The following is a 14,195-nucleotide window of genomic DNA, read 5'->3' as shown; positions in this document are numbered from 1 at the left end:
AGGCAGCGCTGTTCCTTTGGTTACGGCTGTCTTTCTACTTAAGATGAATATTTTTGAAGAACAATAACCGCATTATGACCGCCAAAACCAAAGGAATTAGACATCCCAATCCGCAACTCTTCTTTTCTTGCCTCGTTTGGTACATAATCCAAATCACATTCAGGGTCCCTCTCTTCCTGATTAATGGTTGGAGGAATGATGCCATGCCGCAGACTTTGAATAAGTGATATCGCCTCCGCACCGCCTGCTGCACCAAGCATATGTCCTGTCATGGACTTATTCGCTGTGACCGGAATATCATAGGCACCTGTCCCGAAAAGTTGCTTAATCGCTCTTGTCTCAGACAGATCACCTGCCTCCGTACTGGTGGCATGAGCGTTAATCACATCAATCTCCTCAGGTCCAATCTGAGCCTCTTTCAGTGATGCTTTCATCGCCAGATATGCACCCCGTCCTTCCGGGTGGGTAGCTACCATATGATACGCATCCGAACTGGCACCATATCCAATCACTTCGGCAAGAATATTCGCCCCTCTTGCTAGAGCATGAGACAGTGATTCCACAACCAGAATTCCAGCACCCTCCGCCATGACAAAACCGTCTCTCCCTGCGTCAAATGGACGACTTGCTGTTTGAAAGGCTTCATTTCTTGTTGATAATGCTGTCGCATTACCAAAGCTTGCCAGAGACACTTCCGTTACAGCCGCTTCTGTCCCGCCAGCAATAATGACATCGGCTCCGCCATGACGAATTAACCGGAAAGCCTCTCCAATGGCTGTATTGCCAATGGAACAAGCTGTTACTGGCGATAATGTCGGTCCCCAGCAACCAAACCTCATACTGACCATAGCCGCAGCCATATTGGAGATCATCATGGGTACCAGTGTTGGGCTGACTCGCGCAGGTCCCCGATCTGACAGGACCTTGCCTTGTTCCATCAATGTCTGGATGCCGCCTATGCCTGAACCAATATATACACCTACCCGTTCACGGTCCAGTTCATCCATCACAAGACCCGATTGCGATACAGCCTGATCCGCAGCAGCAACAGCAAATTGAACGAATCGATCCATACGCCTTGCTTCCTTGCGTCCAAAACGCTCTTCACCATCAAAATCACGGACCACGCCAGCGATTCTGGTTTTATACGAAGCTGTATCAAAATGTTCTATAGGTGATACACCTGATCTACCCTCAATTAATCCATTCCAGAATGTATGTACATCATTTCCCAAAGGAGAGATGACTCCCATACCTGTAATTACGACTCGTTCCATATCCTTCCTCCTTCAGCGCTGTTGTCTACCTTGCCCTTACGCTCTGCCACTAATAGTGCACTTTTGAATATCCTATTACAAGTTGTCAATTATAATAGTATAATGACTACCATGATAACGAGGATTGAAGGTGATGGATTGCACTACGATGTCAGGTTACAGGCATTGTCCACTTTTCTGAAAACACAGCGTTCCAAAATTTCTCCCGAATCGGTCGGTTTACCCACTGGAAGTCGGAGAAGAACGCCTGGGCTGAGGAGAGAAGAGGTTTCCCAACTGGCAGGAGTGAGTACAACATGGTATACCTGGCTTGAACAAGGTCGGGATATTCAGGTATCCCATTCCGTGTTGGATAACATTGCTTCAGCACTGAGGCTTACTGCAGATGAACGAAAGTATCTGTTTTCGCTCGCCATGGAGCATCACTCGGAGCTGCCCACACTGGAAGAAGAACCGGTTCAACTTCACCCTTCCTTGCAGAAAATTTTGCAAGAACTTCATCACTGCCCTACCGTGATCTCGGATCGGCGTTGTTACATTGTTGGCTGGAATGATGCAGCCCGGCATGTTTTTATGGATTTTGAACAGATTGCCCCCGAACAGCGGAATATGATCAGTCTGTTATTTGATCGAAAAGAGTTTCGCAGGCTCGCGGTGAACTGGGAGGATTTTGTGAGCGGATTTCTGGCGATTTTTCGTGCTTACTATGGCCAGTACGTTGATGATGAATGGTATAATTTATTTCTGGATGACATGATGAACAGACATCCCGATTTTCATACCCTTTGGAAACAAAGCAGCGTCAGCAGTGCTCCGGACGTTTTAATCGAATTCAGGCATTCCAAAGCAGGCAAAATGTTGTTTGATCTGACTTCCTTGCAGGTTCAGGGTAGTTCCGATCTGCGTTGCAGTGTCTACACCCCTGCGCCAGAGAGCGCTACCGAGCGCAAACTGATGCGCCTGATCGAGCGTGAAGCTGATCCACATCTTGGCAAGCATTAAATCGGAGTCTCTCACCTTCTCGGCGTCATGTTAGAGCCTTGACATCCTCATGTTGCATGTTTTAAATATCAGGTATATGAAGTAATCCATGGATCTTAGTCCTTCTACAAGAAGGGGGTTCAGAAAGGAATATCATGACGAAAGTGCTTATCATAGAGGACGACAACATGTTAGGCGATACATTATCCTTGTATTTGCAAGGTGAAGGGTATGATGTTATCCGTGTCGATAACGCAAGAGATGGTCTTCTACAGCTTCAAGCGCGGCCTGATATCCTGCTTCTTGACTTGATGCTCCCTGATTCGGGTAATAAGAATCCTAGTTCTCTCATGCGCCAGCATACGGCAATCCCCATCATTGTCATCTCTTCGTTAACCGAGGTTTCTGAGCGGATTCGATCATTAACAGATGGGGCTGATGACTATGTATGTAAGCCTTTCAGCATGCAGGAGCTGAAGGCACGTATTGAGGCCGTATTGCGCCGCTACTCCATATTGAACAGCTCTGTTGTCACTGAACAGGAAACCGGAATATCTCTCGATCTGGCCCGAAGAACCGTTCTGTTGAATAACCAGCGCGTGGAGATGACATTTTCCGAATTTGAGATCATGAAGCTGTTTATCCTCAATCCTGGCAAGGTCTACAGTCGGTATGCCCTGATTGAAGCCATTCGTGGTATTGATGCCTACATTAATGATCGCACCATCGATGTGCACATTACCAAGCTTCGCAAAAAAATTGAGGACAATCCAAAAAACCCCCAATACATTCAAACCATCTGGGGGGTCGGATATAAGTTCACACCTTAAAACAACACAGCTTCATTCCGATCACCATGGCAGGGACTCGGTAATTTTATCAATTTCCTGTTGTACCTTCTCCAATTCCGAACGCAGTTCCTCATCTTTGATTAACGGACGGGACAGGAGCGATTCCAATTGGAGAACCACACACATCAGGTCCACCGCATGCAGATTCGCAGCTACGCCTCGAAGAGAATGAACACTACGAATGACATCAGCAATCTGCTGTTGCTGATGTTGAATCGCCAGTTTATTCTGAAACGAGTCATACTCCGTCCTAAATTTCGTGAGCGCATATTGCAGAATATGTGGCTTGCCGTCCATCTGTCTGATCGCCTTATCTGCATCAATTCCATTGATATCTCTTATGCCCTTTAGATCAATCCATATTTCCAAAATGTCTGCGAGCTGCTGTTCATGTATGGGTTTAGTCAGTATGGCATTCATGCCTGCTTCAAGATATAATTCATGGTGACTTTTTAAACTACTCGCTGTAAGCGCAATAATAGGGGTACGATCATATTTCCTCATCTTGCGAATGTACCTTGCTGCATCAATTCCGTTCATATCTGGCATATAGAGATCCATCAGAATCAGTTCCCATGTTTGTTCATCCAATTTCTTCAAAACCTCTGTGCCACTATCTGCCAGCGTCACCTTGAATCCGGTATGTTCCAGCATGGCCCGAATGACCAGTTGATTGATTTCATGATCTTCAGCGATCAGAATGTGCCCTTTGGATTTAAGCAAATAAGATTCATCGTATTCTATCATCCGCTTTTTCTCCAATGGCCCTTCACCCTGAAGTGCAAGTAATACTTCGAATAATCCCAGACGTGTAATCGGTTTGATCATCATGAGATCCGGGCGAAAGGATCTCTCCTCACTCCACAGGGCATTTTCACTAAAAGCATGGGTATAACCCACCATTTGAAATTTGGTTCGATTCATTCGCTTCATGAAACTGTCCCATAACGAACCGTTAACTGTGTCTTCTATATCCATATCCAACATGATCAACATCGAACTTGTCCCTTCGGCTTCAGGAGTATACCAATCACTCTCCATCATATGGTTCAAGGAAGTATACAGCTTCGGATTCATACCGAATGAATAGAGCAGCTGCTTCAGATTTGCGCCCATCCGTTCATCATCTTCAATGATAACCACATCATTCGCACCATATAGGAGAGGGTGTGTCTGCAGGGAAAAACTCTCTTCTTCCGAATCTGCAAGTTCAAATATCAAGTCGAATGAAAACAGACTGTACTCTCCCAGCACACTATCCACCCGCAAGCTTCCTCCCAAAGAGGTGACCAGAAGGTAACAGATGACCAGCCCAAGACCAGAGCCACCATATGTTCGATACGTCGAGGGTTCCGCTTGAGTAAACGGGACAAAAAGTCGTTCCAATTGTTCGGGTGACATTCCGATTCCCGTGTCCTCTACCTCAAAACGGACATGAACTCGCTCCGCCTCCAATGAAAGTACCTCTGCCTGAAGCGTTACATATCCACGCTCTGTAAATTTAATCGCATTACTGAGCAGATTCAATATCACCTGTTCAAGTCGGAACGGATCACCAATTACCGTTAATGGCAGATCGGGATCGGTTGTAAAGATCACTTCGATATCTTTGTGCCCAATAGCCACACCGATCTGATCTGCCACACGTTTGATCACTTCCTCTGGTGAAAAAGAGACCTTCTCCAACATCAGCTTGCCTGCCTCTATTTTTGAAAAATCAAGAATATCATTTACGAGGGCAAGCAAGGTTTGGGAGGACGCATTGATTTTACTCAAATAATCCTTTTGTTGTGGAGATAGATCTGTTCGTTGAAGCAACAAAGAAAAGTTGATAATACCGCTCAGTGGGGTACGAATCTCATGGCTCATGAATGCGAGAAACTCACTCTTCGCCTGGCTTGCTTTGTCAGCCTTAACACGTCTATAGTGATCCGAAATGTCATGAATGACTGCCTTAATTTTCTCACTCGAGTTTAATACTCTAACAGGGTATAGGTGAACCCGAACATGCTGCTCATGACCTTCTCCAATAATGAAACTCAGTTCCGTATCCTGTGCTATATTGTGATGTAAGGCTTTTTGGAAAACGAACAACCAGTTCTCCAGCTGCTCAATGAACAACAATTCTTCAATCTGACGCCCAATCACTTCCTGCCTGCCGAGACCGAGCACATCCAGAAATTTCTGATTAACCGACACTATACATCTGTTGTTATCCAAACCGACAAACCAGTCTGCCGACACTCGCTCAAGTGTTCGATATCGCTCTTCGCTTTCTTGAATCCTACGTTTAACTGCTCTGTGTTCCGTGATATCCAATCCATAGCCCACGACATATTTCACCACACCCTCTTCTAGCAGAGGACGAATTTTCACCAGCGAATAGTAACCTTCATGCTCAATCTCGTAAAAGAAAGATTCCCCTTCCCAGGCCCGGTTAAACTGCTTTCGCAGAAATTCTACCTTCTCCTTAGGGATAATATTCAATGCACCCAGTTTGTAATCTTGCTTCAGATTACTCATATCCAAGCCCAGACGAGAGAGCATCTCTCCCTCAAGCACAAGATACTCGAATTTTCCGTTCTGTTTTCGGATTTTAAAAGTAAAACCCGGCTGCATACGAAGCATCTCCAGCATTTCCTGATCCCTCTGAATGACCAATCTCCTATATCGATGATTTTGGTTCAGATAATACAGGAATAATATAACGGACAGCAGGCAGATACATTGAAAAAAGAGAATCTGCCCCATCATTAGCAGAGAAGGAGAATAGGTCTTTAGTACAGAAAGTTCATACACAGTAATCAGCAGCAACGCTCCGGACAACCACTTCTGCATAAATCCCCTGATATACTTAAAGATCAGACATATGGCTACAACAAATAACAACTCTGTCAACGCATACTGCCAGTTCTCCAACAAGGGATTACGCCCCATATTAATCCGAAAAATCCACATGAATGCAAAAGTAACGAAAGCAGATCCACTCCCACCAAAATAAGCAGCAAGCAGATACACACTGGCCCGGAAATTCAACAATGTACCATCCTCAAGCACAATAGAGAAATAATAGAGCGCCGTGCCCAACATGCTCAGCGTAATACCAATAATAATCCGAGTCGTGACGGATGTTGAACGGGTAGCATTTGTATGGTTCAGATAGTGATGAATTAGGAAAACAAAGATCAAAATTAGCGTGAAATTTAATACAAGATCGCGTAGCAAATGGTCACCGTCCACATTACGACTTCAGGATTTCATGCATTCAATGAATGTTGTCAGATTCATGGTCGCAGTTCCCCAGTACACAAATCATAGTATGCCGGACTCCCTTATTCAATTGAAGATATTGACCATTTTTTTGAAAATAATTACTACTTTCAGCTAACATACCCTTATCACCAAACAACAATTTTTTTTCATGAAAATTCATCATTAAATATGCTGATATAAAAAAGAGAATCATCCAAATGAACCGATGTAATCGTAACTTGGGCTTCCCACACTTCCTGATCGGCCTTCATCAGTTTGGCTATGCCGGACCAGGTCTGATTTCCTCTCCAGTGGGTATCCATTAGCAATCGGGCAGGCTGACCTATGGTGCTCTCCCGTGAGAATCCTGTTTTGGTTACATAAACGGAATTCACATCCAGAATCACACCCTCCTCATCTGTAATCATGACCGCATCCGTTAGCAGTAAGAAGGCTTTGAGTTCCAGTTGCATGGTTGTCCACTCCCTCTAATGAAACATGATGTGATGCTGTCCCTGTGTGATACTCTCTTCTACGATCCCGTTTAATACTTAAACTGTCTAATCAGGCGCTGCAGCTCTTCAGCCAGGGTAGACAAGCCACGAGCCGATGAAGAAATCTGCTCCATCGCTGCCAGTTGCTCCTCTGAGGAAGCGGCCACTTCTTCGGAAGTTGCGGCGTTGCCAGACGCAATGCCTGCCAACTCATTGGATACAGCAGATACTTCCTGTACACCTGCTGTGATCTCTTGCGACGTGGCAGCAATCTCTTCAATCTGAGGTGTCGTTTCCCTCATGCTCTCCAGAATACGTTCAAACTTCCGAATCGCTTCTGTAGAGATGTCCATGCCCTCTCCAACCTCTGAAGTCACCTTCTCCATCATGCGAACGGAAGCAGTCATATCTTCCTGTACCGCCGTAGTCAGCACGGTAATTTCATTGACAGACTGCCCGGATTGTTCTGCCAACTTGCGAACCTCTGCTGCTACAACAGCGAATCCATTGCCATGTGTACCTGCACGAGCAGCTTCAATGGATGCGTTCAGCGCGAGCAGGTTTGTCTGTTTGGCTATATTTCCGATTAACTCCGTGATCGCTGAAATTTGGTGTGATCGTTCATATAACGCCTGAATCAATTGGTTTGTCTGTTCTACCGTCTCTTGAATCGATTGCATCTGACTCACCGTCTGCTTGACGGTGTTGCCGCCTTCTTCTGCTTGTACGGTTGTATGTTTCGCCAAATCAGCGACATGTATGGAACGTTCGGCGATTCTTGTAATACCAATCGTAATTTCATTCATGGCCTGATGGTTATGTTCAATACCCTGTGTCTGTTTCTCCGCACCACTCGCAATTTCCTGAATGGCTCGCGCTACCTGCTCACTGGCTGCACTGGTTGATTCCGCACTCTGAGTCATTTCATCCGATGAGATGACTACCTGACTGGCGCTGTTCTCCACATTTTGAATCAACACACGCAGATTGCTCTGCATTTTCCCAAAAGCCTCACTCAGTTCACCTATTTCATCATTACTTGTGCTTGTAATGGTCTGGGTTAGATCCCCTTCGCTCACCTGAATCGCCTGAACCTTCAACTGACGAATCGGTTTAACAATTGATCGCATCACCAGCCAGATGATCAAAATTCCGATGACAAGAAAAGAAACGATGACCATAAGCGTTCGATTCAGAATAGGCGCAGCGGCATACTCTACTTCAGAAGAAAACATGGTGCCTGCGACCTTCCATCCCGTGGATGCATTCGTGGCGTAATACATGACCTTATCAACCTTATCAAAGGTATAGTTGAAGTTACCGGATTCATTCGTATACACTTGAGTCCAAAAATCTTCTGTTGCCTCTGTTCCAGGTTGCATCGTCGGATGATAGATATACTTTTCGCTGGCATCCAGCAGAATCAGATGTCCCTTTTCTCCTACTTTAATTCCGCTAACCAATTGACTAATGTCCGCCAGATTAAGATCCAATTGGACTACACCAGATTGGTCATTCAATGCCTTGGCAATCGTAATGGTGATCTCTTTTGTCTCGGCAGAAATATAAGGGTCTGTAACAATGACCTGCTCTGGATTTCCCATTGCTTCGGTATACCATGGTCTTACTCGGGGATCGTAATCCTTGAGCATCTCTGCATCAGAAGACATCAGATACACTCCTGCCTCTGTGCCTACACCTATGGTAATGATGTCTTTGTTCTGTGCAGCGTACCCCTTCAATTCGTTCACAACCCGTACCTCTGCATCATCTTGACGTAATTGCTCTGCAAGTGTATTCGCATAATATTCAATGTGATTCCGCTTGGTATTGACTGAAAGATCTATCGTTGCACTGGCAAGGTTCACATTTTCCATCGCACTATGTAAAATTTGCTTCTCCACTTCATCTTTTGCACTGTTATACGATAAAACTCCAATACTTAACGAAGGAATGGCCAGGAAAGCAATAAAGGACACCACCAGCTTGGTCTTAAAGTTCTTATGCATCTTGTTGAACCAGGTCGGTTTGCTATTTTTTTGGGACAAATTTCTCTACCTCTTCCAGATTAATTTTAGTTCTACTTGATCTACTTATAAGTTGAACTAGTGATTATTTAAACTTGCCACTCCGATGCAGAACAACCTTCCAATCGCTGAATGATTCATACAACTTATTTAGCTCTTGTAAAGCTCTCATAGATTGTAAACCATCTTTTCAAAAAACTAGGTCTCACTTCTTGTGAAAAACACTCTTTACACTAAAAAACTCGAATAAATCTCTTCATTTATAATCCAAAAGAACTATTTTCAAACAAATTATACGAAAAAACTATTAAATAAAGTGTTCCGGGGATATGACCAAATTGTTAACTTTCTAAATACTTATTAATAAGCATGCAGATGACAAAAAAAAGATCCAAGCGTTATCGCTCAGATCTAAAGGTTATTTACATTGGACCAACGTATTCTCTATTCAAATGCCGGGATCGCAATATCTGCATATTTCTCTTCGAAGAAGGCTTTGACCTCTGGACCCGCCATACGTTTAGCCAGTTTCTGGATCGCTTCGGAGTCCTTATTATCCTCACGGGCAACCATGGTGATCGCAAAATGGGAATCATCCTTCTCGGTTAACAATGCATCCTTTTTCGGTGTAAGACCGAGCGGACTGGCATATGCCGGTGTCATGGCTACCAGATCAGCATCATCCATCATACGAGCCAGCATCAACAAGTCCACTTCCTCAAACTTGAAGTTCTTTGTATTCTCGGTGATGTCTGCCTGTGTGGCGTTAAAACCTACGCCCTCTTTCAGCTTAATCAACCCGTTCTGCTCCAGCATCACAAGAGAGCGACCGATGTTGGAAGGATCGTTTGCAATTGCAATCGTTGCACCTTCTGGCAATTCCTCAATCGTTTTGTACTTTTTGGAGTAGCCGCCATAGATGGCATTATAGATAGGCTGTACAGCCACCAGATTGGCATTGTTCGCTTCATTATACTGGGTCATGTAAGGCACATGTTGGAAGAAATTTGCATCCACTTCCTTATTCGCGAGTGCCGTATTTGGTTGAACGTTATCTGATAACACAACAACTTCCAAGTTGACGCCATCTTCCTTCAAAAGCGGTTTAACAATATCCAGCACATCTGTCATCGGTGGAATCAACGTAGCTACTTTCAACGTAACTTCTTGTGCAGCTTGTGTGTCTTCCTTTGTTCCTTCAGCCGCAGGTGTTTCTTCTTTTTTGCCACAAGCAGCTACAACCAGCATTACTGCAAGCAACATAAGCATCATCTTTACTTTCATTTCATGTCTACCCCTCATCGTATAATCTGTATTGGTTATTCGTAATAATGCACGGTCCGACCGTTCAGGATCTGCGATCCAGCCAGTGGGACAGTCTGCTACCTGTGAATTGGATCATCTGTACCAGGATAATCATAATGATGATCGTAAATACCATAATCTCCGTTTCGAAGCGCTGATAACCGTAGCGAATGGCGAAATCACCAACCCCGCCGCCACCTACAATACCCATCACCGTCGAGTAAGAGATGAAGCTAATCGTAGCTGTCGTGAGTCCCAGTACAAGACCAGATCGTGCCTCCACGTACAAGAATTTCACCACGAGTTGCATCGTCGATGCCCCCATGGAAGCAGCAGCTTCAACCACTCCCCTCGGTACATCCAGCAACGCTTGTTCCACCAGTCTGGCGTAGTAGGCAATCGCAATGACCGAGAGTGGCACGGTTGCCGCCAGCGTACCGATGGACGTTCCCACAACAATCCGTGTGAATGGAATCATGAATACAACCAGCAGTAAGAATGGAAACGAACGAATGATGTTGACGACACTACCGAGTACAAAGGACAGCGTTTGATTCTGATACCGTTGCCCTTTCCGGAATAAGTATAGCAGAGTACCCAGAGGTAACCCGATCAGAACAGCTGCCGCAATGGAGATGCCCACCATGACAAAAGTCTCTCCGATCGCCTGCCATATCTCATGCTGATATTTCAGCACAGACTCAGGTAACCTCATGACTTGTCCTCCTGTTCTGCCTGACGGAACAGAGACGAACCTGTCATCCCATATTCGTCACCCGCAAGCAAGGAGGTCAGCAGATCAGGCTGCGGAGCGGGGATACTGCTCACTTCCGTTTTAGACAACGTACGAACGAGTCGCCCATCCTTCATGACGGATATCCTGTGACATAGTCTGCGAGCCACTTCCATCTCATGCGTTACTACAACAATGGTCACGCCCAGCGTTTCATTGATATGTCGCAGCACATCCAGGATACCGTTCGTGGTCTGTGGATCAAGCGAAGAGGTTGGTTCATCACAGAGTAGCACATCCGGACGACTGGCCAGCGCTCGCGCAATCGCCACACGCTGCTTCTGTCCTCCGCTAAGCTGAGCAGGATATTGATCTGCCTTGTCTTCCAGTCCAACAAACCGCAGCACCTCAAGTCCGCGTTCGACTCGCTGTGTACGGGACATCCCTGCCAGTTCCAGCGGCATACAGACATTGCCACTCACCGTTCGGTTACTGACAAGATTGAAGTGTTGAAAGATCATGCCAATGGACCTTCGTGCAAGACGCAGCGTGCGCTCATTCATCTGGGTCAAGTGCTGCCCATTCACAACAACCTCACCATCATCCGGCTTTTCCAGTCCGTTGAGCATCCGCAGAAGTGTGGATTTGCCTGCACCACTCGATCCGATGATGCCATGTATTTCTCCTTGTCCCACTTCGAGGGACACCGAGCTTAATGCTTCGAATCCCTGATCTGCACGGGAACCGCGCTCGATATAACGTTTGCTTACACCATATAATGAGATCATGGAGAGTCCTCCCGTGAATGATCATGCATGGTTCTTCAAGAACACATGAAGAAAGCCCGCACAGCCGATAACCGGAGCGCGAGCAATCCTGTTCATTTATAATAAATCAACATCCCTGATGAGACAAGCTTTTAAGGTGAGATTGCCTCCTGAAGGCGGCTGGCTTCATATACACGAAAACGTCCGTTGGACGAACCCACATACACTTCATTGCCGATCCGGTTAATCATTCCATTCTTCGCATCCCGGTCGCGATGCTCCGGGTTTCCCATCACCACGTCATGTACACGACCTAACAAGGCTCCATTGTTTTTATTCATTACGAGAAGATTTTCGTCCATGGGCAACAGCAACTGATCATCAATGACCAGATAACTTCCCTGATTCGTCGGATGCCTTAGTGTTGCAATCGTATCTTTGGCATTCCAACGTGTCTCCCCCGTTTTATAATCCACAGCCGCCGGATAGCCATTCTTAATCACATACAACTGATCCTCTTCCACCAGTCCTCGTTCAATCTTGCCCTTGAGCGTCCAGCGTGCTTTGCCTGTCTTGGCATCATACAGGGTGGTTGTAAAATCTTCATATTCTCCGTAATGATCGCCGTTTTTGTTCTCACGGATCAACAACATGCCATCATTCAGCTCCTCAAATCTCTGTCCTGCCCGAGCAGGAAATTGGGCAAGCTTTTTCCCCGTGTTCAGATCAAGCAGAAGCCACTGATTATCTAGTGATAGCCATCTTTCAGCATTCGTGGTTGCAAAGGGATCCTGACGTTCAATTCCATCAAAATATGGATCATTCACAAATTGTTCTATGGTGGATCGTTTGGCCTTCAAGCTCCATACAATTCGGCCCGATTGCGGATCGGCTGCAACCAGCTTATTCTTTTCCCAATACAACACATAGGGGTCATCTGCACTCTTGTTCAATAATTCATAACCCGTAGCCAGTTTTCGCGTCCACAATGTTTTTCCATTTGCACTGTCCAGAACCGTTAACCAACTGTTGCTTGAGCTCTCAACAACCGGGTTATCTACAACCACAACGTTCCTCGCAGCGGTGATGCCATTTAGTCTAAAATTTTGCTTAGGAGTATACGTCCACATGACCTTTCCGTTCTTCAAGTTCAGATGACGAATACGATCCACGTATTTTTTCTTATCAGGGTCATAATCGGTGTAGATTGTAACGTTTTTGCGCTCTGCATCCACCTCTGCCTGCTGTCTTCCAAAGCCCCCATTAATCCCCCATAATTGCTGGCCCGAATGTCGGTCAAGAGCATATATGGAACCTTCGTAGTAATCCCCGCTAAATCCACCGTCATCTCCTTTCATCAGGAGCACATCATCCGTGGCTACTTGTAAAAAAGTGTAGTTAATATCCCCCTGGTTGGTCCATACCGGTTTCCAAGGGATTGTCGTTGGCAGTGTTGTGCCATAGATTTTTGTTGTGAACCCATATTCATCCGCCCGACTGATGTTCCAATCGGAAACAACAGCATTTTGATTATCCTGTGCTAAATTCCAGCGTGTTCTGACCAGTCTGCCATTCTTGTTGAATGTGACCAGAAATTGCGCATCTTCCCGCTCATATCTCCAGGTCTGTCCAATACTCATTGAATAACCCGTGAAATTTAGATTGCTTGAACTCTCTTTCCAATCCGGCTCGCCTAACCACCCAGCCACTTGTTTGGAGGTGGTTGCCTTGTTCAGCTTAATATCTGTCAGATGGCGTATAACCGAAGTTGGCAGCGATGTATCCTGTTGGAACCAACCATCCGCCACATTCATCCGCTGTTCTATAGCCTGTGACTTGATCCAGAAGAGTCCTGGCCGATACGTGAAGGATTCTTTATTCCAGACTTGTGGGGCAATGGAGACCCCATACCAGCCTTTCCACTTTGCAACAATAACAGCCTTATCTGTTAGCGCTTTCTCACTAGACCAAGTTGTAGAACTATCCGGAGCCAGATACAGCTTACTGCCTGATCGGAGCGTGAAGTTTTGGGGAGCTGTTTCCGTCATGCTTCTGCTCTCCTTCAGGGCATACCAACTTGGCAGCCAAAAGTCTCCATGATCGGTTGACTTAAGCTGCACCCACTCGCCTCGAACCGAGGCTAACGTATACTTTTCGTTTTTTGTTGTATAATATTCAATCCCCAGCTGGTCAGCAGCCACACTGCCGTCCCTTCTGTTTTTGAACAAAGGTATGTCATTCATGAGCGTAACGGGTTCTCCTTGTTTGTAGGCCAACTGTGTTGATAAGACTTGAGAACTTGCACCCAAGGCTTGTGGCGTTGTAGCCAAAGCTTGTCCTCCAAGCACAACCATCTTGGAATCCAGCAGCATCCAGCCCGTCAACAGCACAGCTGATAATCCAGTCATGGTAATCCATTTGTACCCCGTTCTCTGCCAGTCAGGACCCGTCTTCACTCTCGTTCATCCCCATCCATTAGAAGTTTTTTCCAATAGAGACGCAGTAAAA

The 14,195-nt window shown here is 45.7% G+C and carries 10 protein-coding genes; 2 read left to right on the top strand and 8 right to left on the bottom strand.

What is annotated here, in order from left to right; all coding sequences use genetic code 11:
- Nucleotides 1-38 precede the first annotated feature (38 nt).
- Nucleotides 39-1,277, bottom strand: coding sequence for a beta-ketoacyl-ACP synthase II (fabF, locus tag MHB85_RS04485; RefSeq protein WP_341072456.1), 1,239 nt, complete (start codon nucleotides 1,275-1,277; stop codon nucleotides 39-41).
- Between the two features lie 111 nt (nucleotides 1,278-1,388).
- Here fabF and MHB85_RS04480 point away from each other — a divergent pair, with 111 nt between their 5' ends.
- Together MHB85_RS04480 and MHB85_RS04475 are read left to right on the top strand one after the other, a co-directional pair.
- Nucleotides 1,389-2,279: a helix-turn-helix transcriptional regulator gene (locus tag MHB85_RS04480; RefSeq protein WP_374954422.1), complete on the top strand. Its 891-nt coding sequence runs from the start codon at nucleotides 1,389-1,391 to the stop codon at nucleotides 2,277-2,279.
- A gap of 134 nt (nucleotides 2,280-2,413) precedes the next feature.
- Nucleotides 2,414-3,088 (top strand): response regulator transcription factor, encoded by a 675-nt coding sequence (locus MHB85_RS04475; protein ID WP_105601062.1) that lies wholly within the window; start codon nucleotides 2,414-2,416, stop codon nucleotides 3,086-3,088.
- Nucleotides 3,089-3,109: 21 nt separating this feature from the next.
- Here MHB85_RS04475 and MHB85_RS04470 read toward each other — a convergent pair whose 3' ends face one another.
- The 7 genes from MHB85_RS04470 to MHB85_RS04440 all read right to left on the bottom strand — a co-directional run bounded on the left by MHB85_RS04470 (nucleotide 3,110) and on the right by MHB85_RS04440 (nucleotide 14,143).
- A complete protein-coding gene (locus MHB85_RS04470) occupies nucleotides 3,110-6,334 on the bottom strand; it encodes a hybrid sensor histidine kinase/response regulator (RefSeq protein WP_341072454.1) in 3,225 nt (1,074 codons plus the stop codon).
- A 194-nt stretch (nucleotides 6,335-6,528) separates the two neighbouring features.
- Nucleotides 6,529-6,834, bottom strand: a complete 306-nt coding sequence (locus tag MHB85_RS04465) for a PAS domain-containing protein (protein ID WP_192132599.1) — start codon at nucleotides 6,832-6,834, stop codon at nucleotides 6,529-6,531.
- 71 nt (nucleotides 6,835-6,905) lie between these two features.
- Complete coding sequence (locus tag MHB85_RS04460) at nucleotides 6,906-8,864, bottom strand: methyl-accepting chemotaxis protein (protein WP_341074193.1); 1,959 nt, start codon at nucleotides 8,862-8,864, stop codon at nucleotides 6,906-6,908.
- Between the two features lie 462 nt (nucleotides 8,865-9,326).
- Nucleotides 9,327-10,184, bottom strand: a complete 858-nt coding sequence (locus MHB85_RS04455) for a MetQ/NlpA family ABC transporter substrate-binding protein (protein ID WP_091016079.1) — start codon at nucleotides 10,182-10,184, stop codon at nucleotides 9,327-9,329.
- A gap of 46 nt (nucleotides 10,185-10,230) precedes the next feature.
- A complete protein-coding gene (locus MHB85_RS04450; RefSeq protein WP_091016081.1) occupies nucleotides 10,231-10,902 on the bottom strand; it encodes a methionine ABC transporter permease in 672 nt (223 codons plus the stop codon).
- A complete protein-coding gene (locus MHB85_RS04445) occupies nucleotides 10,899-11,708 on the bottom strand; it encodes a methionine ABC transporter ATP-binding protein (RefSeq protein WP_091016082.1) in 810 nt (269 codons plus the stop codon). Before MHB85_RS04445 ends, MHB85_RS04450 begins: the two co-directional genes overlap by 4 nt.
- A gap of 131 nt (nucleotides 11,709-11,839) precedes the next feature.
- Nucleotides 11,840-14,143, bottom strand: coding sequence for an outer membrane protein assembly factor BamB family protein (locus tag MHB85_RS04440; protein WP_341072453.1), 2,304 nt, complete (start codon nucleotides 14,141-14,143; stop codon nucleotides 11,840-11,842).
- Nucleotides 14,144-14,195: the final 52 nt, after the last annotated feature.

This window comes from Paenibacillus sp. FSL K6-4396, assembly GCF_038002525.1.
In the GTDB taxonomy this organism is placed as follows: Bacteria; Bacillota; Bacilli; order Paenibacillales; family Paenibacillaceae; genus Paenibacillus; species Paenibacillus amylolyticus_B.
This window is presented reverse-complemented; position numbering and strand designations above follow the sequence as displayed.

Excerpts from the sequence above, each read along its gene's own strand:
- MHB85_RS04475 (WP_105601062.1), top strand. The coding sequence starts at position 2,414 with ATGACGAAAGTGCTTATCATAGAGGACGACAACATGTTAGGCGATACA.
- MHB85_RS04465 (WP_192132599.1), bottom strand. The coding sequence starts at position 6,834 with ATGCAACTGGAACTCAAAGCCTTCTTACTGCTAACGGATGCGGTCATG.
- MHB85_RS04480 (WP_374954422.1), top strand. The coding sequence starts at position 1,389 with ATGATAACGAGGATTGAAGGTGATGGATTGCACTACGATGTCAGGTTA.
- MHB85_RS04450 (WP_091016081.1), bottom strand. The coding sequence starts at position 10,902 with ATGAGGTTACCTGAGTCTGTGCTGAAATATCAGCATGAGATATGGCAG.
- fabF (WP_341072456.1), bottom strand. The coding sequence starts at position 1,277 with ATGGAACGAGTCGTAATTACAGGTATGGGAGTCATCTCTCCTTTGGGA.
- MHB85_RS04445 (WP_091016082.1), bottom strand. The coding sequence starts at position 11,708 with ATGATCTCATTATATGGTGTAAGCAAACGTTATATCGAGCGCGGTTCC.
- MHB85_RS04460 (WP_341074193.1), bottom strand. The coding sequence starts at position 8,864 with ATGCATAAGAACTTTAAGACCAAGCTGGTGGTGTCCTTTATTGCTTTC.
- MHB85_RS04455 (WP_091016079.1), bottom strand. The coding sequence starts at position 10,184 with ATGAGGGGTAGACATGAAATGAAAGTAAAGATGATGCTTATGTTGCTT.